The organism is Isoptericola sp. NPDC056578, assembly GCF_042793275.1.
Lineage (GTDB): Bacteria > Actinomycetota > Actinomycetes > Actinomycetales > Cellulomonadaceae > Isoptericola.
Map to the genome: position 1 here is coordinate 1 of NZ_JBHTVC010000063.1, position 24913 is coordinate 24913.

The following is a 24913-nucleotide window of genomic DNA, read 5'->3' on the forward strand; positions in this document are numbered from 1 at the left end:
GCACCCCGGCGGGGGTGCGGCGCCGTCGTCGTGCGGGGCTCCGGCTCAGTGGCCGTCGTAGTAGCCGGTGTCCTTGGCGCGCTGGAACGAGCGCTCGATCTCGGCCTCGGCGTCGGCACGGCCCACCCAGTGGGCGCCCTCGACGGACTTGCCGGGCTCGAGGTCCTTGTAGACCTCGAAGAAGTGCTGGATCTCCAGGCGGTGGAAGTCGGAGACGTCGTCGATGTCCTGGCGCCAGGCGGCGCGCTGGTCACCGAGGGGCACGCAGAGCACCTTGTCGTCGCCGCCGGCCTCGTCGCGCATGCGGAACATGCCGAGCGCGCGGCAGCGGATCAGGCAGCCGGGGAACGTGGGCTCCTCCAGCAGCACGAGCGCGTCCAGCGGGTCGCCGTCCTCGCCGAGGGTGCCCTCGATGAACCCGTAGTCGTCCGGGTAGCGGGTCGAGGTGAAGAGCATGCGGTCGAGGCGGATGCGACCGGTCTCGTGGTCGACCTCGTACTTGTTCCGCTGGCCCTTCGGGATCTCGATCGTGACGTCGAACTCCACTGTTCCTCCATGCTCGGGACGTGCTCGGGGAGATGCTTCGGACATGCTCACTGCGGGCATGCTCGGTGCGGACGCCCTGTCAAAGTGTGCCATGGGCGCGCGCGCCCGCCGGGTGCGGTGCGGCGGCGTCGAACCGCGGACGGACGTGGGAAGATACGCACGGAGCGCGCCACGGGATCCGGGTTGTGACGATGCTCACGGACAGCTCACGGACGGCTCACGCGCGCGGGAGGACGACATGGGGTGGCGGGCCAGCGTCGGCGCCACCGTGACGACAGTGGTCGTGCTCTTCGGCGGCTATCTCGTGGCGGACGCCCTCGACGTCGTCCCCGGCATGCTCACCACCGCGCCGCCGCCCGCACCGGCGGCCCCCTTCCCGACGGCGCCCGGCGCCACCACGGGTCCCACGCCCGAGCGTTCGCTGCCCGACCTGCCGGCCGACGCGCCGGAGCCCGCGACGTCCGCCGTCGGCAAGCTCGTCACCGGGCTGACCGAGGACGACCGCCTGGGCAAGCGGGTCGGCGCGCTCGTCGTCGACGCGGCGTCCGGCGAGACGCTCGGTGCGGCCGGACCGGACCGGGCGATGATCCCCGCCTCCACGCAGAAGCTCTTCACGGCCGTGGCCACGCTCGCCGGTCCCGGCGGCGACACGACCCTCCCGACGACGGTGGTGCTCGACGACGCGACGCACCTCGTGCTGGTGGGCGGCGGCGACATGATGCTCGCCGCCGGCGCCGGCCACCCCGAGGCGGTGAACGGGCGCGCGGGCCTCGGCGACCTCGCGGACCAGGTGGCCGCGGAGGTCCGGGACGCGGGTGAGGACACGGTGACCCTCGGCGTCGACGACAGCCTGTTCTCGGGTCCGGCCGTGCCGCCCGACGTGCCCGCCGCGGACGTCGAGGACGGGTACACCGCCCCGGTCGCCGCGCTCGCCGTCGACGTCGCGCGCACCACGGACGAGGAGTACGCGCCGCGCCAGAAGGACCCTGCGCTGGCGGCCGCCCGCACGTTCGCGAAGGCGCTGGAGAAGCGGGGCGTGACCGTGCGGGGCGAGGTCTCCCGCGAGGAGGCGTCGTCGTCGGCGCGCGAGGTCGGCCGGGTGGAGTCCGCGCCGCTGCGCGACGTCGTCGGCGACCTGCTGCGCCGGTCGGACAACACGATCACGGAGGTCATGGGGCGGATCGTGGCGATCGACGCCGGCGAGCCCGGCACCGGCACCGCGGCGATCCGCGCCGTGACGGCGCAGGTCGAGGAGCTCGGCGTCGACATGGACGGCGCGACCCTCGTGGACCTGTCCGGGCTCGGCCGCGGCTCGAGGGCGACGCCGCGCCAGCTCGCCGCGACCCTGACCCTCGCCGTCGACCCCGACCACCCGGAGCTGCGCGACGTCGCCGACGGCCTCGCCGTCGCGGGGCTGAACGGCACCCTGCACGACCGGTACCCGAAGTCGAACCCGGGCCGCGGGTACGTCAACGGCAAGACGGGGAGCCTGCCGAAGGTCACCGGCCTGGCCGGCACCGTCGTCACGGCCGACGACCGCATGCTCGTGTTCGTCACGCTCGCCGACCGGGTGCCCGCGGGCGGCTCCTACGGCGCGCGGGTCATCTTCGACCACTTCGCCGGCGACCTCGCCGACTGCGGCTGCCGGTAGACGCACTCGGCAGGCCGGGCGATGGTTACCGTGGTCCCGTGACCACGCCAGCCCCCGCCGCCGAGCCCCTGCTGGACTGGACGGCGGCGGCGCAGATCGCCGCGCGGCTCGCGCGCCCCGGCGCCACGGCCCCCCGCGACGACCTGGACGCGCTCGTCGCCGGTCTGCGCACCGCGGCCGGGGACGCCGTCGGGCACGTGCTGGAGGTCACGCGCATGACGCCCCTGACGGCTCGGGCGGCCGGGGTGCTCGGGGACGTGCACGTGGTGGACCGGGCGGGCTGGACCCGCGCCAACGCGCAGTCGATGCGGGCCATGACGGACCCCGTGATGGCGGCGGTCGCGGTGGACATGCCGCCCACGTCGGCGGCCGCGCGGCTGGCCGGGGCGGCGGAGGTCGGCGGCCTGCTCGCACTGCTGTCGGGCCGCGTGCTCGGGCAGTTCGACCCGTACGGCGCCGGCCACGCGCCCGGGGGAGGCCGGCTGCTGCTGGTGGCCCCGAACGTGCTGCAGGTCGAGCGCGCGCTCGGGCTGCGCCCGCGCGACTTCCGGCTGTGGGTGTGCCTGCACGAGCAGACCCACGCCCTCCAGTTCGCCGCCGCGCCGTGGCTCGCCGACCACCTGGTCGGGCGCGTCGGCGACCTGATGAGCGGCGTCACCCGCAGCTCGGTCGCGATGGCGCGCGCCCCGCTGCGGGAGAAGGCCGCCGTCGTCGGACGCACCGTGCTGCGCGCGGTGCGCGGGGAGCTCGTCACGCCGCTCGACGGGATCCTCGGGCCCGAGCAGCGCCGCGAGCTCGAGGAGATCACCGCCGTCATGGCCCTGCTCGAGGGGCACGCCGACGTGATGATGGACGCCGTCGGGCCGCGCGTCGTGCGCTCCGTGCGCACCATCCGCGCCCGGTTCGAGAAGCGGCGCGACGGCGAGGGGGCGCCCGCGCTGGACGTCGTGCTGCGGCGCGTGCTCGGCATGGACGCCAAGCTCGCGCAGTACCGCGACGGCGCCGCGTTCGTGCGCGCCGTCGAGGAGCGGGTCGGCTGCGACGGGCTCAACGCCGTCTGGTCGGAGCCCGCGCACCTGCCCTCCGCCCGCGAGATCGCCGACCCGCGCGCCTGGGTGCGCCGCGTGCACGGCTGAGGGCGGGCGGACGACGACATGGCCCGCGTCGACCCGGCGCTCGCGGCGGCCCGCGCCGCCGTGCGGGCCGAGCTGGGCGACCTCGCACGGAGCGGGCGGCTGACACCGGGCGACCTGGTGCTCGTCGCCTGCTCGGGCGGCGCGGACAGCCTCGCGCTCGCCGCCGCGGCCGCGCTCGAGGCGCCCCGCGTGGGCCGCTCGGTGCGCTCGCCGGGGTTCGCGGTGCGGGTCGGGGCGGTCGTCGTGGACCACGGGATGCAGCCGGGCTCGGCCGCCGTGGCGGCCACGGCCGCCGCGCGGGCCCGCGGGCTCGGCCTCGACCCCGTGCTCGTGCGGAGCGTCCGGGTCGACGCCGGTCCCGGGTCGACGGGGCCGGAGGGTGCCGCCCGCTCCGCCCGGTACGCCGCGCTCGACGACGTGGCTCGGGAGGCGGGGGCCGTCGCCGTCCTGCTCGGCCACACGCAGGACGACCAGGCGGAGTCCGTGCTGCTCGGGCTGGCGCGGGGGAGCGGGGCGCGGTCGCTGGCAGGGATGCCCCGCCGCCGCGGCCGCTACCGCCGGCCGTTCCTCGGCCTGCGCCGCGCGCAGACCGAGGCGGTGTGCGCCGCCGTCGGCGTGGACTTCTGGACCGACCCGACGAACCTGCTGCCCGTCGACGGCGTGGACGGCGTCGACGGCGTGGACGGCGTGGACGGTGCCGACGCGCCCGCCCGCACGCGGGTGCGGGCCGCCGTCGTGCCCGTGCTGGAGGACGCGCTCGGCCCGGGCGTCGTCGAGTCCCTCGCGCGCACCGCCGACCAGCTGCGCGCCGACGCCGACGCGCTCGACGCCCTGGCGGCCGACCTGCTCTCCGCCGCGACCGTGCCACCTGCTGCGTCAGAGATGGTGCTCGACGTCGGTCCCCTCGCGGAGGCGCACGCCGCGCTGCGGCGTCGTGCCCTGCGGTCGGCGGCGCTGGCGGTCGGCTGCCCGCCGGGCGCGACGACGGCGCGCCACGTGGACGCCCTCGACGCGCTCGTCGTCTCGTGGCGTGGGCAGGGAACCGTCCACCTGCCGGGCGACGCCCGAGCGCTCCGCGCGTGTGGCAGGCTCTACCTGCGCCCCGCCGAGCCGCACCCCGCCGGGGCGGCGCACCCCCCAGCCCCAACCCCGCCCCTCGAGGAGTGACCGTGGACCAGTCGGACGTCGAAGGCGACCTCGCCAACATCCTGCTCACCGAGGAGCAGATCGTCAGCAAGCTCGACGAGATCGCCGCACGGATCGACGCGGACTACGCGGGCCAGGACCTGCTGCTCGTCGGCGTCCTCAAGGGCGCCGTCATGGTCATGGCGGACCTCGCGCGCCGCCTGCACCACCCGGTGCAGATGGACTGGATGGCCGTGTCCTCGTACGGGTCGGGCACCAAGTCGTCGGGCGTCGTGCGCATCCTCAAGGACCTCGACGCCGACCTCACCGGCCGCAACGTGCTCATCGTCGAGGACGTCATCGACTCGGGGCTCACGCTCTCCTGGCTCGTCGCTAACCTGCGCTCCCGCGGTCCGGCGTCGGTGGAGATCGCCACCATGCTCCGCAAGCCCGACGCCGCGAAGGTGGACGTCGACGTGCGCTACGTCGGTTTCGACATCCCGAACGAGTTCGTCGTCGGCTACGGCCTCGACTACGCCGAGAAGTACCGCAACCTGCCGTTCGTCGGCACGCTCGCGCCGCACGTCTACAGCTGACTCTCCCCGCCGACGAGACGCCGTCGCGCCCTGGGCGAACACCCACGGTTCGTCCACACTCGGCGTGTAGCGTCGTGAACCACACGTTGCCCGACGGAAGGGAAGCGGGGAGCCGTCCCCGTCGCCGATGAACATCAAGAAGATCCTGAGCGGCCCGATCATCTGGATCGTGGTCGGCCTGCTGCTCGTCTCGCTGGCCTTCAGCGCGTTCAACACCGAGCGGGTGTCGCGGATCGAGACCTCCCAGGGGCTCGAGCTGCTCGCCGGCGACACGGTCGACCATGCCCTCGTCGTGGACGGGGAGCAGCGCGTCGAGCTGGACCTGAGCGAGAAGTACGTCACCGGCGCCGGCACCGAGAGCGAGCAGGACCACGGCACGAAGGTCGAGTTCTTCTACGTCGAGCCACAGGGCGACACCGTCGCGACGGCCGTCGAGAAGGCGGACCCGCCGAAGGGCTTCGACTCCGAGAACCCGCAGCCCAGCTTCTGGAGCTCGATCCTCGGGTTCCTCATCCCGTTCCTGCTCATCGGCCTCGTGTTCTGGTTCATCCTGTCGAGGGCGCAGGGCGGCGGGCGCAACGGCGTCATGGGCTTCGGCAAGTCCAAGGCCAAGCTCATCAGCAAGGACATGCCGCAGGTGACGTTCGCCGACGTCGCGGGCGTGGACGAGGCCGTCGAGGAGCTCCACGAGATCAAGGAGTTCCTCGAGGACCCGGCGAAGTTCCAGGCCGTGGGCGCCAAGATCCCCAAGGGCGTGCTGCTGTACGGCCCGCCGGGAACCGGCAAGACCCTCCTCGCGCGCGCCGTCGCCGGCGAGGCGGGGGTGCCGTTCTACTCGATCTCCGGCTCGGACTTCGTCGAGATGTTCGTCGGCGTCGGCGCCTCCCGCGTGCGCGACCTGTTCGAGCAGGCGAAGAACAACTCGCCCGCGATCATCTTCGTCGACGAGATCGACGCGGTCGGCCGCCACCGTGGCGCCGGCATGGGCGGCGGGCACGACGAGCGCGAGCAGACCCTGAACCAGATGCTCGTCGAGATGGACGGCTTCGACGTCAAGACGAACGTCATCCTCATCGCCGCCACCAACCGGCCCGACATCCTCGACCCGGCCCTGCTGCGCCCGGGCCGCTTCGACCGCCAGGTGGCCGTCGAGGCCCCGGACCTCAAGGGCCGCGAGCACATCCTCAAGGTGCACGCCCAGGGCAAGCCGATGGTCGAGAGCATCGACCTGGCCGTCGTCGCGCGCCGCACGCCCGGCTTCACGGGTGCGGACCTGGCGAACGTCCTCAACGAGGCCGCGCTGCTCACCGCCCGCAGCGGCGCGCAGCTCATCGACGACCGCGCGCTGGACGAGGCGATCGACCGCGTCATCGCCGGCCCGCAGAAGCGCACCCGCGTGATGAAGGTCAAGGAGCAGAAGATCACCGCGTACCACGAGGGCGGTCACGCCCTGGTCGCGGCGGCGATGCGGTACACGGACCCCGTCACCAAGGTGACGATCCTGCCGCGCGGCCGGGCCCTCGGCTACACGATGGTGATGCCGATGGAGGACAAGTACTCCACCACCCGCAACGAGCTGCTCGACCAGCTCGCGTACGCGATGGGCGGCCGCGTGGCCGAGGAGATCGTCTTCCACGACCCGACCACGGGCGCGAGCAACGACATCGAGAAGGCGACGGCGACCGCGCGCAAGATGGTCACCGAGTACGGCATGAGCGAGAAGGTCGGCGCCATCAAGCTCGGCAGCGGGTCCGGGGAACCGTTCCTGGGCCGTGACATGGGACACCAGCGCGACTACTCCGAGGCCGTCGCCGGCACGGTGGACCACGAGGTGCGCAAGCTCGTGGAGGCCGCGCACGACGAGGCGTGGCAGGTGCTCACCCAGTACCGCGACGTGCTCGACGACCTCGTGCTGCGCCTCCTGGAGAAGGAGACGCTCAACCAGGCGGAGCTCGCCGAGGTCTTCGCCCCCGTCGTCAAGCGCGAGCCGCGCGACGTGTGGCTGTCCAGCGAGCAGCGCACCGTGCACACGCGCGGCCCGATCATGACGGACGCCGAGCGCGCCACGTCCAACGGCAACGGGCAGGTCGTGCCGCAGGACGAGGCCGCCATCGTGGGCAACGAGAGCGACCTGCAGGAGGCCGGCCCGGGCGTCGGCACCGACAGCGAGCCGCCGGCGGCGGGGGACAACCGGTGACCGACCCGGTGACGGACCTGGGCATGCGGGCTGCCGTCGACGTGCCGCCGTACGACTCCGACCGTGCCGAGGCCGCCGTCCGCGAGCTGCTGCTCGCGGTCGGCGAGGACCCGGACCGCGAGGGCCTCAGGGACACGCCGGCCCGCGTGGCCCGCGCCTACCGCGAGATCTTCGCGGGGCTGCGCCAGGAGCCCGAGGACGTGCTGACCACCACCTTCGACCTCGGGCACGAGGAGATGGTGCTGGTGCGCGACATCGAGGTGTACTCGACCTGCGAGCACCACCTGGTGCCCTTCCACGGCGTCGCGCACGTCGGATACATCCCGAACACGGACGGTCGGATCACGGGCCTGTCGAAGCTGGCGCGGCTCGTCGAGGTGTTCGCCCGGCGCCCGCAGGTGCAGGAGCGGCTGACGACGCAGGTCGCGGACGCGATGGTGCGCATCCTCGAGCCGCGCGGCGTGCTCGTGGTGGTGGAGTGCGAGCACCTGTGCATGTCGATGCGGGGGGTGCGCAAGCCGGGCTCGCGGACCGTCACGTCGGCGGTGCGCGGCATCATGCAGAACGCGACCACGCGGGCCGAGGCCATGAGCCTCATCACGGGACGGTGACCCGGGCATGACGGCGCACCCGCGCGACGCGGTGGTCGCCGGGCTGCCGGAGCTGTCCGGCGTGGGCCGGTGCCTGGTCATGGGCGTCGTGAACATCACGCCCGACTCGTTCTCCGACGGTGGCCGGTGGTTCGACGCCGACGCCGGCGTGCAGCACGGCCTCGACCTGCTGGCGGAGGGCGCGGAGATCCTGGACGTGGGCGGCGAGTCCACCCGGCCGGGCTCCGCCCGGGTGGACGAGGCGGAGGAGCTGCGCCGCGTGGTCCCCGTCATCGAGCGGCTCGCGGCGCAGGGCGCCGTCGTCTCGGTGGACACGACGCGGGCGTCCGTGGCCGAGGCGGCGGTCGCGGCGGGCGCCCGGATCGTCAACGACGTCTCGGGCAGCTACGCGGACCCGCGCATGGGGCACGTCGTGGCGGAGACGGGCGTGGCGTACGTCGCGATGCACTGGCGCGGCCACGCGGACGTCATGGACAGCCTCGAGGTGTACGACGACGTCGTCGCGGAGGTGCGCGACGAGCTCGCCGCCCGCATGGACGGGCTGGTCGCGGTGGGCGTGGACCCGGAGCAGCTCGTGCTCGACCCGGGCCTCGGTTTCTCGAAGGCCGGGGTGCTGAACTGGCCGATCCTCGCGCACCTGGACGCCCTGAGCTCCCTCGGCCGGCCGGTGCTCGTGGGCGCGTCGCGCAAGCGCTTCCTGGGGCATCTGCTCGAGGGCACGCGCGGCCTGCCCGACGACGAGCCCGCGCCGCCGCTCGAGCGCGACGACGCCACCGCCGCGATCTCCGCGCTGTCCGCCGCCGCCGGCGCGTGGGCGGTGCGCGTGCACGCCGTGCGCGCCAGCGCCGACGCCGTCCGGGTCGCGGACGCCTGGACGTCGGCATCCCGCGACGTGAAAGATGCCGGGATGACCGCACCGGCACACCCCACCCACGCCGTGGGCGGAGCAGGAACCGCCGCTGATGAGGAGGGCACCTCGTGACGTTCGCCGCAGCCGTACCGGGACCGGACGGACAGCCGCTCGACCAGATCCGCCTCGCCGGCGTCACGGCGACGGGGCACCACGGGGTGCTCGCGCACGAGCGCGCCGACGGCCAGGTCTTCAGCGCCGACGTCGTGCTGCACCTGGACACCCGCGCCGCCGCGTCGTCGGACGACCTCGGGCGGACCGTGAGCTACGCGGACGTCGCCCAGGACGTGCACGACGTCCTCGCGGGCTCCCCGGCCGACCTCGTGGAGACCGTCGCCGAGCGGATCGCCGCCGTGGTGCTGAACCACGAGGCCGTGCAGGCCGTCGACGTGCGCGTGCACAAGCCGCAGGCGCCGATCCCGGTCCCGTTCGACGACGTCGCGATCGTCGTGCGCCGCGACCGCGCGCGGCCGCCCGTGGTCGACGCCGGCCTGGAGGCCGAGCCGGCCGGCGCGCCCGTCCCGCCCGTCGCTGCGGCGCCGCCGGTCGAGCCCGCCGAGGTGCACGCGCCCGTCCCGCCGGCCCCCGTCGCCGCGGCGCTGCCGGTCGAGCCCGCTGCACCCGCCGAGGCGCCCGCGCCGCCGCCGGCGGACCCGCTGGACGCCACCCCTGCCGAGCCGGTCGACGCCGTGCTGGCGCTCGGGGCGAACCTCGGGGACGCGCAGGTCACGCTGCGCCAGGCCGTGACGGACGTGGACCGCCTGCCCGGCGTGCAGGTCATGGAGGTCTCGCCGCTCGCCCGCACCGCCGCCGTGGGTGGGCCGGAGCAGCCGGACTACCTCAACGCGGTGCTCGTCGTGCGCACCACGCTCTCGCCGCGCGACCTGCTGCGCAGCACGCAGCAGGTGGAGGCCCAGCACGGTCGCGTCCGCGAGGAGCGCTGGGGGCCGCGCACCCTCGATGTCGACATCGTGCAGTACGGCTCGCTCGTCGTGACCGCCCCCGACCTCGAGCTGCCGCACCCGCGCGCGAAGGAGCGGGCCTTCGTGCTCGTGCCGTGGGCCGAGGTCGCGCCGGACGCGCTGCTCGGCGGGCCCGGCGGCGGCCCCGTCGGCCAGCTCGCGGTGACCGCCCCCGACCGGGCCGGCATCCGCTGGCTCGCGCTTGACTGGCTGACCGGGCCGACCCAGAGCACGGGCCAGGTCTCGGCGGTCGCCGCCGACGCGGTGCCGTCCACCCCGGTGCCGCAGTCCGCACCGGCGGTGCCTGTCGACCAGCCCGTCGACCAGCCCGTCGACCAGCCCGTCAACCAGCCCGCTGACCAGCCCGCCGACGACGCCCCGACGTCGTACGCGCCGGAGGCCTACGCCGGTGAGGCGTACACGCCGGAGGCCTACACCCCGGAGGCCTACACCCCGGAGACGTACGCGCCCGAGCCGCCGCACGCCGCGCCCGCGCAGCCCGTCGAGCCGTCGTCGGGCGGCAGCCCGGTCGTGGAGCAGTACGCGCCGGAGCAGTACACCCCGGAGACGTACGCGCCGGAGGCGTATGCGCCGGAGGCGTACGCGCCGGAGCAGTACGCCCCGGAGCCGTACCAGCCGGTGCCCCCGGCGGCCGAGCCGCCCGTCGTCGAGCCCCCGGTCGTCGAGCCGCCGGTCGCGCCGGAGCCCCGCCGCGAGGACCCGCCCGCGCCGGACGCGCGCGCCGTCGTGCCCGACCCGTTCGGGCCCGACCCCGACCAGCCGATCGTGCCGCGCCCCTTCGCGCCCGTCGGGTCGCCCGCGCCGGCCCCGGCGGGGCCCCGCGACGACGCCCCGGAGCCTCCGCACGCCCCGGTGCCCCCGGCCCCGGCGAGCCCGTTCCCTGCGCCCGCCGACCCGTCGGCGCGGCCGTCCGGGCCGACGGCGCCGCCCGCCGCGTCGTCGTTCGCCCCGCCGGTCCCGCGGCACGAGCCGGTGCCCCCGGCCCCCGCGCCCGCCACCGACCTGCCCGCCTTCCCGGACCCGTTCGCACCGCTGCCGGAGGCGTACCCCGGCCAGCGGCCCGGTCACGACGGCCCGCAGGAGCGGTTCGGGGAGGACGGCCGCTGAGATGCGCCGCACCTCCGTCCGCCTCCTCGCCGCCGTCGCCGCCGCAGTGGCGGTCGGCGGCGCAGGGCTGCTCCGGCTGCTCGAGTCGCGCGGCGTCTACCTGCCCACGGTCGCGTGGGTGGAAGACGTCGCGATGCTCGCGCTGGCGGGCGTCATCTTCTGGATGGGCTGGGCGGTGCGGGCGTACCAGAAGGGCGACCGCCCGGACCTCGACCCGCTGCGCGCGGCCCGCACGTTCGTGCTGGCCAAGGCGGGGGCGCTGACCGGCGCGCTGCTCGCCGGGCGGTACGTCGCGAGCGTGCTCGTCGTGCTGGGGCAGCTGCAGATCGAGGCGCGCCGCGACCAGGCTGTCGCCGCCGGCATCGCCGCGGCGTGCGCGGTGGTGCTGTGCGTGGTGGGGCTGGTCGTGGAGAAGTTCTGCCAGCTGCCGCCGTCCGACGACTCCGACGGCGGGGACGCCGAGGAGCACGCGGACCCTCTGCCGTCGTGACCGACTCCCGCCGTCGGCGTCCGTGACGGCCGGGCCTCGTCCGGAGGTCGGACCCGGGACGGCGCGGTAGGGCCGGTCGGACGATGTGGCCGGCCGTGGCGCGGATGGAAGGATGGACCCCATGACCAGCATCCCCGCGGGCGCGGACCCGTCGACCACGCGGCAGACCGGTCCCTTCGACCCGGCGGGCGTCACGTGGCAGCGCGTGTCGCCACGGCTCGTCCCGGCGCGCCTGATCTCGACGTCCGTGACCCTCGCCGTGCCGATCGTCGCGGGCGCGGTGCTCGCCCTGCTCGTCTCGCCGTGGTTCTGGCTGCTCGCCGGGGTGCCGGCCGCGCTGCTGGTGTGGGCCGTGCTGCTCGTGCCGCGCCAGGTCCGCGCGATCGGGTACGCGGAGCGCGACGACGACCTGCTGATCCGCAAGGGCATCATGTTCCGCACCCTCGTCGTCGTGCCCTACGGGCGCATGCAGTACGTGGACGTGGAGGCGGGCCCGCTGGACCGCAAGCTCGGCATCGCGAAGGTGCAGCTGCACACCGCGTCGGCCAGCACCGACGCGGACATCCCCGGCCTCGTGCCCGACGAGGCGGAGCGCCTGCGCGACCGCCTCACCGCGCGGGGCGAGGCCAGGCTGGCGGGCCTGTGAGCGAGCCGACCCGCGCGCCGACCGCCGAGCCGGCCCGGCAGGAGCAGGAGTGGCGCCGCGTGCACCCGGTCACGCCGTTCGTGCGGGGCTGGGCGGCGGTGGTGGCGATCCTCGTCATCGGCGGCCAGCAGGTGCTCGACGACGTCTCGAACGCGATCGAGGCGGTCGACTCGATCCGCAGCCTCTGGTGGGCGCTGATCCTCGGGCTGGTGCTGCTCGTCGCGATCATCTTCGGCTACGCGGCGCTGGCGTGGCGCATGACGGCGTACGCGGTGGACGACGACGCCGTGCGGCTGCGCAAGGGCATCCTGTTCCGCCAGCAGCGGCACGCCCGCCTCGACCGGCTCCAGGCGATCGACGTGCGCCAGCCGCTGCTCGCGCGGCTGTTCGGGCTGGCGGAGCTGCGGCTGGAGGTGGCGGGCGGCTCCGACTCGGGCGTGGCCATCGGCTTCCTCAAGGAGGCGGACGCGCAGCGTCTGCGCGCGGACCTGCTCGCCCGTGCGGCGGGGGTGAAGGCCGCCCGCCGCGACGACGTGCCGGGCGCGCAGCCCTCCGGGGCGGGCCCGGCGTCCGGCGACCCGGCGGCGCCCGCGGACCTGGCCGAGGCCGGGCCCACCGGGGCGGGCCACCCGTCGGGCGGCGGGCCGGACGACGTCGCCCCCGAGGCGCCGGAGCGCCAGGTGTACGAGGTCCCGGCCACGCGCCTGCTGCTGTCGCTGCTGCGGATGCCGGGCGTGTGGATCGGCGTCCTGGTGCTGATCGGCGTCGGGGTGGCGGTCGCCGTCACCCGCGAGGTGAGCATCCTGTTCTCCGCGCTGCCCGCGATCCTCGGCGTCGGCGGCTACATCTTCCAGCGGTTCGCGGGCGAGTTCGGCTTCCGGGCCGCGCTGTCGCCGGACGGCATCCGGCTGCGCCACGGCCTGCTGGAGACGCGTGCGCAGACGATCCCGCCGGGCCGCGTGCAGGCGGTGTCGCTCACGCAGGGCCCGCTGTGGCGCGGGCCGGACTGGTGGCGCGTCAAGGTCAACGTGGCCGGCTACGGCGGCGGCGAGGGGCAGCAGCAGGGCGAGCAGCAGCACGTGCTGCTGCCGGTCGGTCCCCGCGAGGAGGCGCTCACGGCGCTCTGGCTCGTGCTTCCCGACCTCGAGGTCGAGAACCCCGACGACACGCTGGCGCTGCTCGACGAGGCCCTCACCGGCGACGCCCGCACGGACCGCTGGTTCGTCACCAGCCCCCGGAGCGCCCGCCTGCTCGACCCGTGGAGCTGGCGCCGCAACGGCTACGCCGTCACGGGGCGCGCCCTGCTGGCGCGCGGGGGCCGCTTCGTGCGCTCGCTCGAGGTCGTGCCGCACGAGCGCACCCAGTCCCTCGGCATCGAGCAGGGACCCTGGCAGCGGCGGCGCGGTCTCGCGTCGTTCGTGCTGCACTCGACGCCCGGCCCGATCAGCCCGGCCGTCCACCACCTCGCCGAGGACGAGGCGGCGCGGCTGCTCGGCGAGCAGTCGTCCCGCGCCCGTGCCGCCCGCGCCCACGCGGGGCCGGAGCGCTGGATGGAGGGGCAGATGCAGGGGCAGACGGAGGGGCAGACGGAGGGACAAGGGTGAGCGCGCCCGACGACGACCGCCCGGACTCCGCACCACCGTCACCGCCGTCCGCGCGGCCCGGCCGCCTCGGCGTCGGCGTCGTCGGTGCCGGCCGGGTGGGCGCCGTGCTGGGCAGCGCGCTGCGCGCGGCGGGCCACACGGTGGTCGGCGCGAGCGGCGTCAGCGAGGAGTCGCGGGAACGGATCGCGACGCTCCTGCCGGGCGTGCCGCACCTCGAGGTGACCGACGTCGTGGAGCGCGCCGAGATGGTGCTGCTCGCGGTGCCCGACGACGCGCTCGCGGAGGTCGTGAGCGGTCTGGCGGCGCTCGGTGCGTGGCAGCCCGGGCAGCTCGTCGTCCACACGTCGGGCCGGTACGGCGTGGCCGTGCTCGACCCGGCGCGGAAGGCCGGCGCCATCCCGGTGGCGCTGCACCCGGCGATGACGTTCACGGGCACCTCGCTCGACCTGCACCGGCTGGAGGGCTGCACGTTCGCCGTCACGGCGCCCGCGGCGGTGCAACCCATCGGGCAGGCGCTCGTCGTCGAGGTCGGCGGTGAGCCGGTGATCGTCGCGGAGGAGGCCCGCGGGCTCTACCACGCGGCCCTCGCGCACGGCGCGAACCACCTCGTGGTGCTGGTGGCGCAGGCCGCCCAGGCGCTCGCGGCGGCCGGCGTCGAGCAGCCGGGCCGGGCGCTCGCGCCGCTCCTGTCCGCCGCGCTCGACGGCGCGACGCGCGCCGCGGACCTGTCCGACGGCCCGGGGGCGATCACGGCCCTCACCGGTCCGGTGTCGCGCGGCGACGTCGGCACGGTGCGCACGCACCTCGACGCCCTGCGGGCGCTGGCGGCCGGGACCGGCGCCACCGACGTGCCGGCGTCGTACACCGAGCTGTCGCGCGGTGCGACGAGCCGCGCGCTCGCGGCCCACCGCATCGACGACCGTGCGGCCCGTGAGCTGCTCGACGCCCTCGCGCCGCCGCCCGCGTCCCATCCCGACGACCCGCAGGAGCCCCGATGACCACCACCCCGCACACGCCCTCCGTCGTGAGCTCCCGGGCGGACCTGCACGACACGCTCGGGGCGTGGACGCTGTCCGGGCCGGAACCGACGGACCGCCGCGCCGTCGTCATGACGATGGGGGCGCTGCACGAGGGACACCTCCAGCTGGTGCGCGAGGCCCGCGAGGCCGCCGGCCCCACCGGCCAGGTGATCGTGACGATCTTCGTCAACCCGCTCCAGTTCGGGGCGGGGGAGGACCTCGACCGCTACCCGCGCGACCTGGACGGGGACGTCGCGAAGCTGGCGAGCGTCGGCGCGGACGTCGTCTTCGCGCCCACCCCCGACGTCGTCTACCCCGACGGCGACCCGATCGTGCGGGTGTCGGCGGGCCGGATCGGCGAGGTGCTGGAGGGCGAGTCGCGCCCCGGCCACCTCGACGGCGTGCTCACCGTGGTGCTCAAGCTCATGCACCTGACGCGCCCCGACGTCGCCCTGTTCGGGGAGAAGGACGCCCAGCAGCTGCTGGCCGTGCGCCGCATGGTGCGCGACCTGGACGTGGACGTCGAGGTGCTCGGCGTGCCGATCGTGCGCGACGCCGACGGGCTCGCGCTGTCGTCGCGCAACGCCTACCTGTCGGACGACGAGCGCGCCTCGGCGCTGGCCCTGTCGCGCGCGCTGCGGGCGGGCGCGGACGCGGCCGGCGACGGGCCGGAGGCGGTCGTCGAGGCGGCCTTGGGAATCCTGGACGGGTCGGCGGGCGTTGAGGTGGATTACCTCGCACTCGTCGACCCGACTACCGTGGACCCGGTGCCCGCGGACTTCCGCGGCCCCGCCCTCCTCCTCGTGGCGGCGCGTACGGGCGCCACCCGACTGATCGACAACCAGGCCGTGGACCTCGCCGGCAGCCCTGCCAGCGGCCCTGCTACCGGTGAGGACCCCCAGGAGAACGCCAGTGACTGAGCACGCGAACCGCCCCGCCTCCCTGCAGCGGCCGATGATGATCGGCAAGATCCATCGCGCCACGGTGACGCAGGCGGACCTGCACTACGTCGGCTCGATCACCATCGACGCCGACCTCCTCGACGCGGCCGACCTCTACCCGGGCCAGCAGGTCGACGTGGTGGACGTCACCAACGGCGCCCGCCTCACGACCTACGTCATCCCGGGCGAGCGCGGCGGACGCCAGGTGAGCATCAACGGCGCGGCCGCGCACCTGGTGCACCCCGGGGACACCGTCATCGTCATCGCCTACGGGATGCTGTCCGACGCCGACGCGCGCAGGTACTCGCCGGCGGTCGTCTTCGTCGACCCGGAGAACCGGATCGTCGAGCTCGACGACGACCCGGGCCAGGTGCCCGACGGCTTCGGCCTGGAGTCCAGCGGCGTGCCGTTCGCGGCCGTCCGGTGAGGGCCGGGGCCACGGCCGGGATCCCGACCAGGGCGCTCGCCCGGTGAACGGGCCGCGGCTCGCCCGCGCCCTCGCCGCCCCCGCCCCCGGCTGGACGACGTCCGCCGACGCGATCGTCGTCGGCACCGGCATCGCCGGCCTGACCGCAGCGCTGGAGCTGCGCTCGCGCGTGCCGCGGGTGCTGCTGGTGACCAAGGGCGCGCTGTCGTCCGGCTCCACGGTGTGGGCGCAGGGCGGCATCGCCGCGGCGCTGCACCCGGACGACACCCCCGACGCCCACCTCACGGACACGCTCGCCGCCGGGGGCGGCCTGAGCGACCCGGACGCCGTGCGGGTGCTCGTCACGGAGGGGCCGGACCGGGTGCGCGAGCTCGTCGGGCGCGGCACGTCGTTCGACGTCGGCCCGGACGGCGGCATCGCCCTCACCCGCGAGGGCGGGCACCGCGCCGACCGCATCGCGCACGCCGGCGGCGACGCGACGGGCGCCGAGATCTCCCGCGCGCTGATCGCGCAGATCGAGGCGGTGCGCGACGACCCGGGCATCGAGGTGCTCGAGAACGCGCTCGTGCTCGACGTCCTCACCGGCGCACCGGGGCCGGACGGGCGCCGGTCCGTCGCCGGGGTCACGCTGCACGTGCGCGGCGCCGGCAGCCGCGACGGCGTGGGGGCCGCGCTCGCGCCCGTGGTGGTGCTCGCGACGGGCGGCATCGGGCAGGTGTTCCGCTCGTCGACCAACCCGCCCGGCGCGACCGGGGACGGCATCGCCGCGGCGCTGCGCGCGGGCGCCGCCGTGGGCGACCTGGAGTTCGTCCAGTTCCACCCGACGGTCCTGTGGCAGGGCATGGGGGCCAAGGGGCAGCTGCCGCTCATCAGCGAGGCGGTGCGCGGCGAGGGCGCGCTGCTGCTCGACGTCGACGGGTCACGCTTCATGCCCGCCGAGCACGAGCTGGCCGAGCTGGCGCCGCGGGACGTCGTCGCGCACGCCATCGTGCGGCGGATGGCCGCGACGAACGCCGACCACGTGCTGCTGGATGCCCGCCACCTCGGGGCGGACTTCCTGCGCCGCCGGTTCCCGACCATCACGGCCCGCCTGCTGGACCAGGGCATCGACTGGACCGAGGAGCCCGTGCCGGTGGCGCCCGCGCAGCACTACCACTCGGGCGGCGTCGTGACCGACCCGCGCGGCCGCACCTCGGTGCCCGGCCTGTACGCGGTCGGGGAGGTGGCGTGCACGGGCGTGCACGGTGCCAACCGGCTCGCGTCCAACTCGCTGCTCGAGGGCCTGGTCTTCGCGCACCGCGCCGCGCGCGACGTCGTGCGGCAGGTCGAGGACGGCGGACCGCGTCGGGCCCCCGAGCCGGAGGAACGCCCCGGCGGGGCGGCGCTCGTCGCGGCGGCGGCCCGCTCGCGCGTGCAGCGCGCGACGTCGGACGGCGCCGGGCCGGTGCGGTCGGCGGAGTCGCTGGAGCGCGCGGCACAGGTGCTGGCCGCGGTCCGGACCGACGCCCACCGGGCCGCCGACGTCGTCGCCGACCCGCAGGTCGCCGAGTGGGAGACCACCACCGTGCACCAGGTCGCCAGCGCGCTGGTGCACGCCGCCCGGGTGCGCGAGGAGTCGCGCGGCGGCCACTTCCGGACCGACTTCCCCGCGCCCGACCCGGCCTGGCGGCGGCGCGTCACGCTCGCCCTCGACGAGGCCGGCACCCTCCGCGAGGTAGTCCGGAACCTGCCGAGGTAGCCCCCTTCTCCGCGAGGTAGTCCGGAACCTGCCGAGGTAGTTCGGGTTCCGCTGAGGTAGTTCGCGAACTACCTCAGCGGGTGGGGCGCGACCTCGCGGGCGGTAGCGTTGCGCAGCGTGACCGACGTGCGCCCCGACCTGAACCAGCCTGACCTGCCCGTGCACGACCAGCCGTCCGCCGTCGAGCCGGGGCTGGACGCCGCGTGGGTCGCCCGTGTCGTCGGGGCCGCGCTGGACGAGGACCTCGGCGCCGCGCCGGGCCGCGACGTGACGACGCAGGCCACGGTGCCGACGTCGGCCACGGGCACCGCGGACCTCGTCGCCCGGTCGGCGGGCACGGTCGCGGGGCTCGTCGTCGTGGGGGAGGTGCTGCGGCAGGTCGCCGGCCGCCTCGGTCTCCCGGCCCCCGCCGTGACGTTCCACGCGCAGGACGGCGACGCCGTCGCGCCGGGGCAGGTGCTCGCGTCGCTCGCGGGCCCCGTGCAGGTGCTGCTCGTCGCGGAGCGGACGCTGCTCAACCTCGCGTCCCGCGCGTCGGGCGTCGCGACGGCCACGGCGGCCTGGTCGCGCGAGCTCGCCGGCACCGGCGCCCAGGTGCTCGACACCCGCAAGACGACGCCGGGCCTGCGCGCCCTGGAGAAGTACGCCGTGCGTGCGGGCGGCGGCACGAACAAGCGCATGGGCCTGCACGACGTCGCGATGGTCAAGGACAACCACGTCGTCGCGGCGGGATCGGTGCGCGGCGCGATCGACGCCGTCCGCCGCACCTTCCCCGACGTGCTGGTCCAGGTCGAGGCCGACACCACGGACCAGGCGATGGAGGCGCTCGACGCCGGCGCGGACTTCCTGCTGCTCGACAACATGCCCACGCCGGTCCTCGCCGCGACCGTCGTCGCGGTGCGCGAGCGGCAGGGCCGCGACGGGGCGCCCGAGCACGTCGAGCTCGAGGCCACCGGCAACCTCACCCTCGACCGCGCCCGCGAGGTCGCCGGCACCGGTGTGGACTACCTGTCCGTCGGCGCGCTCACGCACTCCGCGCCGATCCTCGACCTGGCGCTCGACCTGCGCGCATGATCTCGGCCCGGGGCGTCCTGACCCCGTCCGACCCCGCCGGGCGGGTGTGACGCGCGTCGCCCGTAGAATCGACGGGTGACCTCCGCGCAGAACCCTGACCCCGCCGTGCCCGCCGACGACCTCCCGGAGCAGATGCGCGTGCGCCGGGAGAAGCGCGACCGGCTGCTGGAGCAGGGCGTGGAGCCCTACCCGGTGAGCCTGCCGGTCACCCACTCGATCGCCGAGGTGCGGGCCGGATACGAGCACCTGGAGGCGGGCCAGGAGACCGACCACGTCGTGGGGGTGGCCGGCCGCGTCGTGTTCCTGCGCAACACGGGCAAGCTGTGCTTCGTCACGCTGCAGGACGGCGAGGGGCGTCGCCTGCAGGCGATGCTCAGCCTCAAGGAGGTCGGCGAGGAGTCGCTGGCGTCGTTCAAGACCGACGTCGACCTGGGCGACCACCTGTTCGTGCACGGCCGGGTGGGCTCCTCCCGGCGCGGCGAGCTGAGCGTGTTCGCCGACACCTGGGCGCTGGCGGCCAAGGCCCTGCGGCCGCTGCCGGTGCTGCACAAGGACCTGTCGGAGGAGGCGCGGGTCCGGCAGCGGTACGTCGACCTCATCGCGCGGCCGGCGGCCCGCGAGATGGTCCGCACCCGTGCCGGCGTCGTCCGCTCGATGCGTGACAACTTCCACGACCGCGGGTTCCTCGAGATCGAGACGCCGATGCTGCAGACCATCGCGTCCGGCGCGTCGGCCCGCCCGTACCGCACGCACATGAACGCGTACGACATCGACCTCTTCCTGCGCATCGCGCCGGAGCTCTTCCTCAAGCGCGCGGTCGTCGGCGGTATCGAGAAGGTTTTCGAGATCAACCGTAACTTCCGTAACGAGGGCGCGGACTCGACGCACTCGCCGGAGTTCGCGATGCTCGAGGCATACGAGGCGTACGGCGACTACAACACGATCGGCGCACTCACCCAGGATCTCGTGCAGAAGGCAGCTCTCGACGTTCTCGGCACCACGACGGTGACCCTTCCGGACGGCGAGGAGTACGACCTCGGCGGCGAATGGGCGCAGATCACGATGTACGGATCCCTCTCGGAGGCGATCGGCGAGGAGATCACGCCCGGGACGACCGTCGACCATCTCCTGGCTCTCGCCGAGAAGGCCGAGATCTCGGTGGACCCGAAGAAGACGAACCACGGCAAGCTCGTCGAGGAGCTGTGGGAGCACCACGTGGGCGACGACCTCTACGCGCCGACGTTCGTGCGGGACTTCCCGGTCGAGACGTCGCCGCTGGTGCGCGCGCACCGCACGATCCCCGGCGTCGTCGAGAAGTGGGACCTGTACGTGCGCGGCTTCGAGCTGGCCACGGGGTACTCCGAGCTCGTGGACCCGGTCGTGCAGCGGCAGCGCTTCGAGGACCAGGCGCGCCTCGCCGCCGCGGGCGACGACGAGGCGATGGCGCTCGACGAGGACTTCCTCACCGCCATGGAGCACGCGATGCCGCCGTCGGGCGGCATGGGCATGGGCGTCGACCGGCTCCTCATGGCGCTCACCGGTCTCGGAATCCGCGAGACCATCCTTTTCCCGCTCGTCAAGCCGACGGCCTGAACGAAAGTCGACTCGTGGACACTTTTCTCGCGATCATGAGCGGGCTCGCCCCGTCGGTCGGCGTGGGCCTGCTGTTCTGGCTCGCGATGCGCAAGATCCTGCACGCGGACCGGAACGAGCGGATTGCGCTCGAGAGGATGGATGCCGAAGAGGCCGCCGCTGCTGCTGCCGCGGAAACGGAATCGCGCTGATTTCGGTTCTTGATTCCAAAGAGGCGCGTTCGGATTGACAATCCGGTGAGGCGAGGGGCATTCTCACTCTGACCGCATATCGTGACCGAGGGGAATTCACGTGGTTCAGAAGCAGCAGATCGTCCTGATCGACGATATCGACGGGGGCGACGCCGACGAGACCGTCACCTTCGCGCTCGACGGGGTCTCGTACGAGATCGACCTCACGTCCAAGCACGCGGCAGAGCTCCGGGACGCGTTCGCCACCTGGATCGGTCACGGGCGCAAGACCACGACGCGGCTGGGCGGCGGCACGCGGAGCGCCGCCCGTCGCACCGGCACCGACCGTGCGCAGCTCGCCAAGATCCGCGAGTGGGCCCGCGAGAACGGCCACAAGGTGAGCGACCGCGGCCGCATCCCCAGCTCCGTCCTCACGGCCTACGAGGACGCGCACTGAAGGTCGCGCCCCGCACACGCACGACCCCCGACCGGGCTCCGGTCGGGGGTCGTCCGCGTTCCGGGGCGGCGGGCGCGCGGTCATAGGCTGAGGCCATGACGGAACGGGACGCGCGGGCGCAGCTCTGGGTCGGCACCTACCCGCAGCCGGGCGGTGGCCCGGGCAGCGGGGAGAGCATCTGGCGGGTCGCGCTGGACACGGACGGCGCGGTGCGGTCGGCGGTCCCGGCCGTGGCCGCGACGTCGCCCTCGTTCCTGGCGCTGCACCCGAGCGGGCGCACGCTCTACGCGGTGGGGGAGACCCCGGCCGGCACGGTCACGGCGTTCCGCGTGGAGGACGGCGACGACGGCGCGCGGCTCGCGCCGTCGGGCTCGCTCGCGTCCGGTGGTGACGACCCGTGCCACGTGCTCGCCCTCGGGGACACCGTGTGGGTCGCCAACTACGGCGACGGCGTCGCCGCCTCGGTGGACGTCGACCCGGCGACGGGCGACCTCGCGGCCGAGGGCGTCGTCGCGCACCCCGGCGTGGGCAGCGGGCCCGTCGTCGAGCGGCAGGCCGGCCCGCACGCGCACTTCGTGGCGGAGGCCGGGGCGGACGTCCTGGTGTGCGACCTCGGCGCCGACGTCGTGCGGCGGTACCCGGCCGCCGGCGCGGACGCGGTCGCCGCGGCCGACGTCGCCGCCGTCCTGCCGCCCGGCACCGGGCCGCGCCACCTCGTCCCGCTGCCGGACGGCTCGCTCGTCGTCGTCGGCGAGCTCGACGCCCGCGCGCACGTGCTGGTGCGCGACGGCGACGGATGGACCCCCGCCACCTCCACCCCCGTCTCCCCGGCCGCCGCGCAGGGCCGCGACTTCCCCGCGCACGTCACGCTGAGCGCCGACGGCGCCCGCCTGCACGTCGGCCTCCGGGGCGCGGACGTGCTCGCCGTCCTCGCGGTGGGGACGGACGGCGGCACGCCCGTCCTGGAGCACCTGGCCGACGTCCCGCTCGGCGACGGGGCCTGGCCCCGCCACCACGCCGTCCTGTCGTCCACGCCGCAGGGCTCGGGGTCGGCCGCCGAGACGGTCGTCGTCGCGCTGCAGGGCCGCAGCGAGCTCGCGACGGTCCGGGTCGACCCTGCGACGGGCGCGGGCGAGGTGGTGGCGCGGCACGCGCTCCCGACGCCTCCCGCCTGCGTGCTGGAGTCCTGATGACCACCCCCGGCGACGGCGCGCGGCCCGGGCCGCGGGTGGCGATGCTGTCGGTGCACACCTCGCCCCTCGACCAGCCCGGCACCGGTGACGCGGGCGGCATGAACGTCTACGTCATGGAGCTGGCCCGCGCCCTGGCCCGCCGGGGGGCGGAGATCGAGATCTTCACGCGCGCGACGGCGTCCGCGCAGCCGCGCTGGGTCGACGTGGAGCCGGGCATCCGCGTCGTGCACGTGGCCGCCGGCCCGTACGAGGGGCTGGACAAGAACGACCTGCCCGGCCAGCTCTGCGCCTTCACCGCCGGCGTCCTGCGCGCCGAGGCGCACCGCCCGCCGCACTGGTACGACGTCGTGCACAGCCACTACTGGCTGTCGGGGCAGGTGGGCTGGCTGGCGGCCGAGCGCTGGGACGTCCCGCTCGTGCACACCATGCACACCATGGCGCGCGTGAAGAACGCGGCGCTCGCCCCCGGGGACACGCCGGAGCCCGTGGGCCGGATCGTGGGGGAGGAGCAGGTGGTCGAGGCCGCCGACGGGCTCGTCGCCTCGACCCGCGAGGAGGCCCGCGACCTCGAGCAGGAGTACCGCGCCGACCCGGACCGCGTGCACGTCGTGGCGCCCGGCGTCGACCTCGAGGTCTTCCGCCCGCTGGATCCGGCCCCCGGCCAGGACGCCTGCGACGTGCGACGAGAGGTGCGCGAGCGGCTCGGCCTGCCGACCGACCGGAAGATCGTGCTGTTCGCCGGCCGCGTCCAGCTCCTCAAGGGCCCGGACGTGCTGGTCCGCGCGCTCGGCGTGCTGGCCGACCACGCCAGCTCCGACGACGCGACGCGCGCCGAGGCGTGGTGCGACGGCGGCGGATCGAGGGTGCCGACGCTCGTCGTGCTGGGCGGGGCGAGCGGGCGGGCGACGGCGGTGCGCGAGCTCGAGGCGCTGGCCCACCAGGTCGGCGTCTCCGACCACCTCGACGTGCGGCCGCCGGTGCCGCGCGAGGAGCTGGTCGACTACCTGCGCGCGGCGGACGTCGTCGCGGTGCCGTCGCACAACGAGTCGTTCGGCCTGGTCGCCGCCGAGGCGCAGGCGGCGGGCACCCCCGTCGTCGCGGCAGCGGTGGGCGGGCTCCAGACGGTCGTGGTGGACGGGTCGTCCGGCGTCCTCGTGCCCGACCACAGCCCGTGGACCTGGGCGCGCGAGCTCGGGGACCTCCTCGCCGACGACGAGCGCCGCGCCCGCCTGGCCGCCGGCGCCCGCCGCGCCAGCGAGCGGTTCAGCTGGGACCGCGCCGCCGCGGCGATGCTCGACGTGTACGCCCAGGCGGCGAAGGTGCACGGGGCACGGGCGGCCCGGTAGCCCGCCCCGGGCGGTCCGGGAATGGATCGCCCGGGCGCGGCATTGCACGGGGCATGCCGATCACCGGAGAGTACGTCCCCAGCCCGTCCGCGCGCGCCGCGAACCAGGTCGAGCAGTACGAGAGCTCGGGCGGCACGAAGGGCACGACGATGCGCGGGATGCCCGTCGTCATCCTCACGACCGTGGGCGCGAAGACGGGTGCGCTCCGCAAGGCGCCGCTGATGCGCGTGGAGCACGAGGGCGCGTACGCCGTCGTCGCGTCGCTGGGCGGCGCCCCGAAGCACCCGGTCTGGTACTTCAACGTCCTGGCGAACCCGCGGGTCGAGCTGCAGGACGGCCCGGAGAAGCACGAGTACGTCGCGCGCGAGGTCACCGGCGACGAGAAGAAGCTCTGGTGGGAGCGGTCGGTCGCCGCGTACCCCGACTACGCCGACTACCAGACGAAGACCGACCGGCAGATCCCCGTCTTCGTGCTGGAGCGCGCCGACTCCTGAGACATGCCTGGTGCGGACGCCGGCGTCCCGGGATCCGACCCGCGGTGCGGGCGCCGGCGTCCAGCAGGCAGGATGGACCCCATGACCTACACCCTCGTGCTGCTCCGCCACGGCGAGAGCGAGTGGAACGCGAAGAACCTCTTCACCGGCTGGGTGGACGTGCCGCTGTCGGAGAAGGGCACCGCGGAGGCGACGCGCGGCGGCGAGCTGCTCAAGGAGTCGGGCGTCACCCCCGACGTCGTGCACACGTCGCTGCTGCGCCGCGCCATCAACACGGCGAACCTGGCCCTCGACGCCGCCGACCGCCACTGGATCCCGGTCAAGCGCAACTGGCGCCTCAACGAGCGCCACTACGGCGACCTGCAGGGCAAGGACAAGAAGCAGGTGCGCGACCAGTACGGCGAGGAGCAGTTCATGCTCTGGCGTCGCTCCTACGACGTGCCGCCGCCCGAGATCGAGCTCGGCTCGGAGTTCTCCCAGGACTCGGACGTGCGCTACGCCGGCGAGCCCATCCCGCGCGCGGAGGCCCTCAAGCAGGTGCTCGACCGGGCCCTGCCGTACTGGGACGGCGAGATCGTGCCGGACCTCAAGGCGGGCAAGACCGTCCTCGTCGCCGCGCACGGCAACTCGCTGCGCGCGATCGTCAAGCACCTCGACGGTGTCGACGACCAGACCATCGCCGGGCTCAACATCCCCACCGGCATCCCGCTGGTCTACGAGCTCGACGAGGAGACGCTGAAGCCGACCAACCCGGGCGGCACGTACCTCGACCCCGAGGCCGCGAAGGACGCCATCGCGGCGGTCGCGAACCAGGGCAAGTGACGCTCGCCCGCTGACGACGAACCCCCGGGTCCCGGAC

The 24913-nt window shown here is 75.1% G+C and carries 24 protein-coding genes; 23 read left to right on the forward strand and 1 reads right to left on the reverse strand.

Translation table 11 applies throughout. The features are described from left to right. Positions 1–45: 45 nt before the first annotated feature. Complete coding sequence (locus ACFQ80_RS18925) at positions 46–546, reverse strand: inorganic diphosphatase (RefSeq protein WP_416344998.1); 501 nt, start codon at positions 544–546, stop codon at positions 46–48. 268 nt (positions 547–814) lie between these two features. On the opposite strand from ACFQ80_RS18925, the gene dacB reads away from it, so the two are divergent. The 23 genes from dacB (at position 815) to ACFQ80_RS19040 (ending at position 24876) form a co-directional block, all read left to right on the forward strand. Next, a complete protein-coding gene (gene dacB / locus ACFQ80_RS18930) occupies positions 815–2197 on the forward strand; it encodes a D-alanyl-D-alanine carboxypeptidase/D-alanyl-D-alanine-endopeptidase (protein WP_430548581.1) in 1383 nt (460 codons plus the stop codon). Positions 2198–2235: 38 nt separating this feature from the next. After that, positions 2236–3333, forward strand: a complete 1098-nt coding sequence (locus ACFQ80_RS18935) for a zinc-dependent metalloprotease (RefSeq protein ID WP_430564727.1) — start codon at positions 2236–2238, stop codon at positions 3331–3333. Between the two features lie 18 nt (positions 3334–3351). Continuing rightward, positions 3352–4500, forward strand: coding sequence for a tRNA lysidine(34) synthetase TilS (gene tilS, locus ACFQ80_RS18940; RefSeq protein WP_430564728.1), 1149 nt, complete (start codon positions 3352–3354; stop codon positions 4498–4500). 2 nt (positions 4501–4502) lie between these two features. Then, positions 4503–5054 carry a hypoxanthine phosphoribosyltransferase gene (hpt, locus tag ACFQ80_RS18945; protein ID WP_430548584.1) on the forward strand — a complete coding sequence of 184 codons (552 nt, stop codon included), beginning with the start codon at positions 4503–4505 and terminating at the stop codon, positions 5052–5054. A gap of 127 nt (positions 5055–5181) precedes the next feature. Beyond that, complete coding sequence (ftsH, locus tag ACFQ80_RS18950; protein ID WP_430548585.1) at positions 5182–7251, forward strand: ATP-dependent zinc metalloprotease FtsH; 2070 nt, start codon at positions 5182–5184, stop codon at positions 7249–7251. Positions 7252–7274: 23 nt separating this feature from the next. Continuing rightward, positions 7275–7862, forward strand: coding sequence for a GTP cyclohydrolase I FolE (gene folE / locus ACFQ80_RS18955; protein ID WP_430549025.1), 588 nt, complete (start codon positions 7275–7277; stop codon positions 7860–7862). A gap of 7 nt (positions 7863–7869) precedes the next feature. Next, positions 7870–8844, forward strand: a complete 975-nt coding sequence (gene folP, locus ACFQ80_RS18960) for a dihydropteroate synthase (protein WP_430548586.1) — start codon at positions 7870–7872, stop codon at positions 8842–8844. Next, entirely contained in the window at positions 8841–10862 is a 2022-nt protein-coding gene (folK, locus tag ACFQ80_RS18965) for a 2-amino-4-hydroxy-6-hydroxymethyldihydropteridine diphosphokinase (RefSeq protein ID WP_430564729.1), read from the forward strand. Before folP ends, folK begins: the two co-directional genes overlap by 4 nt. A 1-nt stretch (position 10863) precedes the next feature. After that, entirely contained in the window at positions 10864–11352 is a 489-nt protein-coding gene (locus tag ACFQ80_RS18970; RefSeq protein ID WP_430548588.1) for a DUF3180 domain-containing protein, read from the forward strand. Positions 11353–11473: 121 nt separating this feature from the next. After that, on the forward strand, positions 11474–11998 hold the full coding sequence (locus ACFQ80_RS18975; RefSeq protein ID WP_430564730.1) for a PH domain-containing protein: 525 nt from the start codon (positions 11474–11476) through the stop codon (positions 11996–11998). Then, positions 11995–13602: a PH domain-containing protein gene (locus ACFQ80_RS18980; RefSeq protein WP_430564731.1), complete on the forward strand. Its 1608-nt coding sequence runs from the start codon at positions 11995–11997 to the stop codon at positions 13600–13602. Before ACFQ80_RS18975 ends, ACFQ80_RS18980 begins: the two co-directional genes overlap by 4 nt. After that, positions 13599–14600, forward strand: coding sequence for a Rossmann-like and DUF2520 domain-containing protein (locus tag ACFQ80_RS18985; RefSeq protein WP_430564732.1), 1002 nt, complete (start codon positions 13599–13601; stop codon positions 14598–14600). Before ACFQ80_RS18980 ends, ACFQ80_RS18985 begins: the two co-directional genes overlap by 4 nt. After that, complete coding sequence (gene panC, locus ACFQ80_RS18990; protein WP_430564733.1) at positions 14597–15541, forward strand: pantoate--beta-alanine ligase; 945 nt, start codon at positions 14597–14599, stop codon at positions 15539–15541. Before ACFQ80_RS18985 ends, panC begins: the two co-directional genes overlap by 4 nt. 34 nt (positions 15542–15575) lie before the next feature. Next, a complete protein-coding gene (panD, locus tag ACFQ80_RS18995; RefSeq protein ID WP_430564740.1) occupies positions 15576–15989 on the forward strand; it encodes an aspartate 1-decarboxylase in 414 nt (137 codons plus the stop codon). A gap of 43 nt (positions 15990–16032) precedes the next feature. Then, complete coding sequence (locus tag ACFQ80_RS19000) at positions 16033–17727, forward strand: L-aspartate oxidase (RefSeq protein ID WP_430564734.1); 1695 nt, start codon at positions 16033–16035, stop codon at positions 17725–17727. 126 nt (positions 17728–17853) lie between these two features. Continuing rightward, positions 17854–18801: a carboxylating nicotinate-nucleotide diphosphorylase gene (gene nadC, locus ACFQ80_RS19005; RefSeq protein ID WP_430564741.1), complete on the forward strand. Its 948-nt coding sequence runs from the start codon at positions 17854–17856 to the stop codon at positions 18799–18801. A gap of 132 nt (positions 18802–18933) precedes the next feature. Further along, positions 18934–20394 (forward strand): lysine--tRNA ligase, encoded by a 1461-nt coding sequence (gene lysS / locus ACFQ80_RS19010; protein ID WP_430564742.1) that lies wholly within the window; start codon positions 18934–18936, stop codon positions 20392–20394. Between the two features lie 14 nt (positions 20395–20408). Next, positions 20409–20585 (forward strand): hypothetical protein, encoded by a 177-nt coding sequence (locus tag ACFQ80_RS19015; protein ID WP_430548594.1) that lies wholly within the window; start codon positions 20409–20411, stop codon positions 20583–20585. Between the two features lie 100 nt (positions 20586–20685). After that, complete coding sequence (locus tag ACFQ80_RS19020) at positions 20686–21021, forward strand: Lsr2 family protein (RefSeq protein WP_430548595.1); 336 nt, start codon at positions 20686–20688, stop codon at positions 21019–21021. 95 nt (positions 21022–21116) lie between these two features. Continuing rightward, on the forward strand, positions 21117–22211 hold the full coding sequence (locus ACFQ80_RS19025; protein WP_430564735.1) for a lactonase family protein: 1095 nt from the start codon (positions 21117–21119) through the stop codon (positions 22209–22211). Next, complete coding sequence (mshA, locus tag ACFQ80_RS19030) at positions 22211–23560, forward strand: D-inositol-3-phosphate glycosyltransferase (RefSeq protein WP_430564736.1); 1350 nt, start codon at positions 22211–22213, stop codon at positions 23558–23560. Before ACFQ80_RS19025 ends, mshA begins: the two co-directional genes overlap by 1 nt. Before the next feature lie 53 nt (positions 23561–23613). Continuing rightward, positions 23614–24054, forward strand: a complete 441-nt coding sequence (locus tag ACFQ80_RS19035) for a nitroreductase family deazaflavin-dependent oxidoreductase (protein WP_430548598.1) — start codon at positions 23614–23616, stop codon at positions 24052–24054. An 81-nt stretch (positions 24055–24135) separates the two neighbouring features. Then, complete coding sequence (locus ACFQ80_RS19040; RefSeq protein WP_430548599.1) at positions 24136–24876, forward strand: phosphoglyceromutase; 741 nt, start codon at positions 24136–24138, stop codon at positions 24874–24876. Positions 24877–24913: the final 37 nt, after the last annotated feature.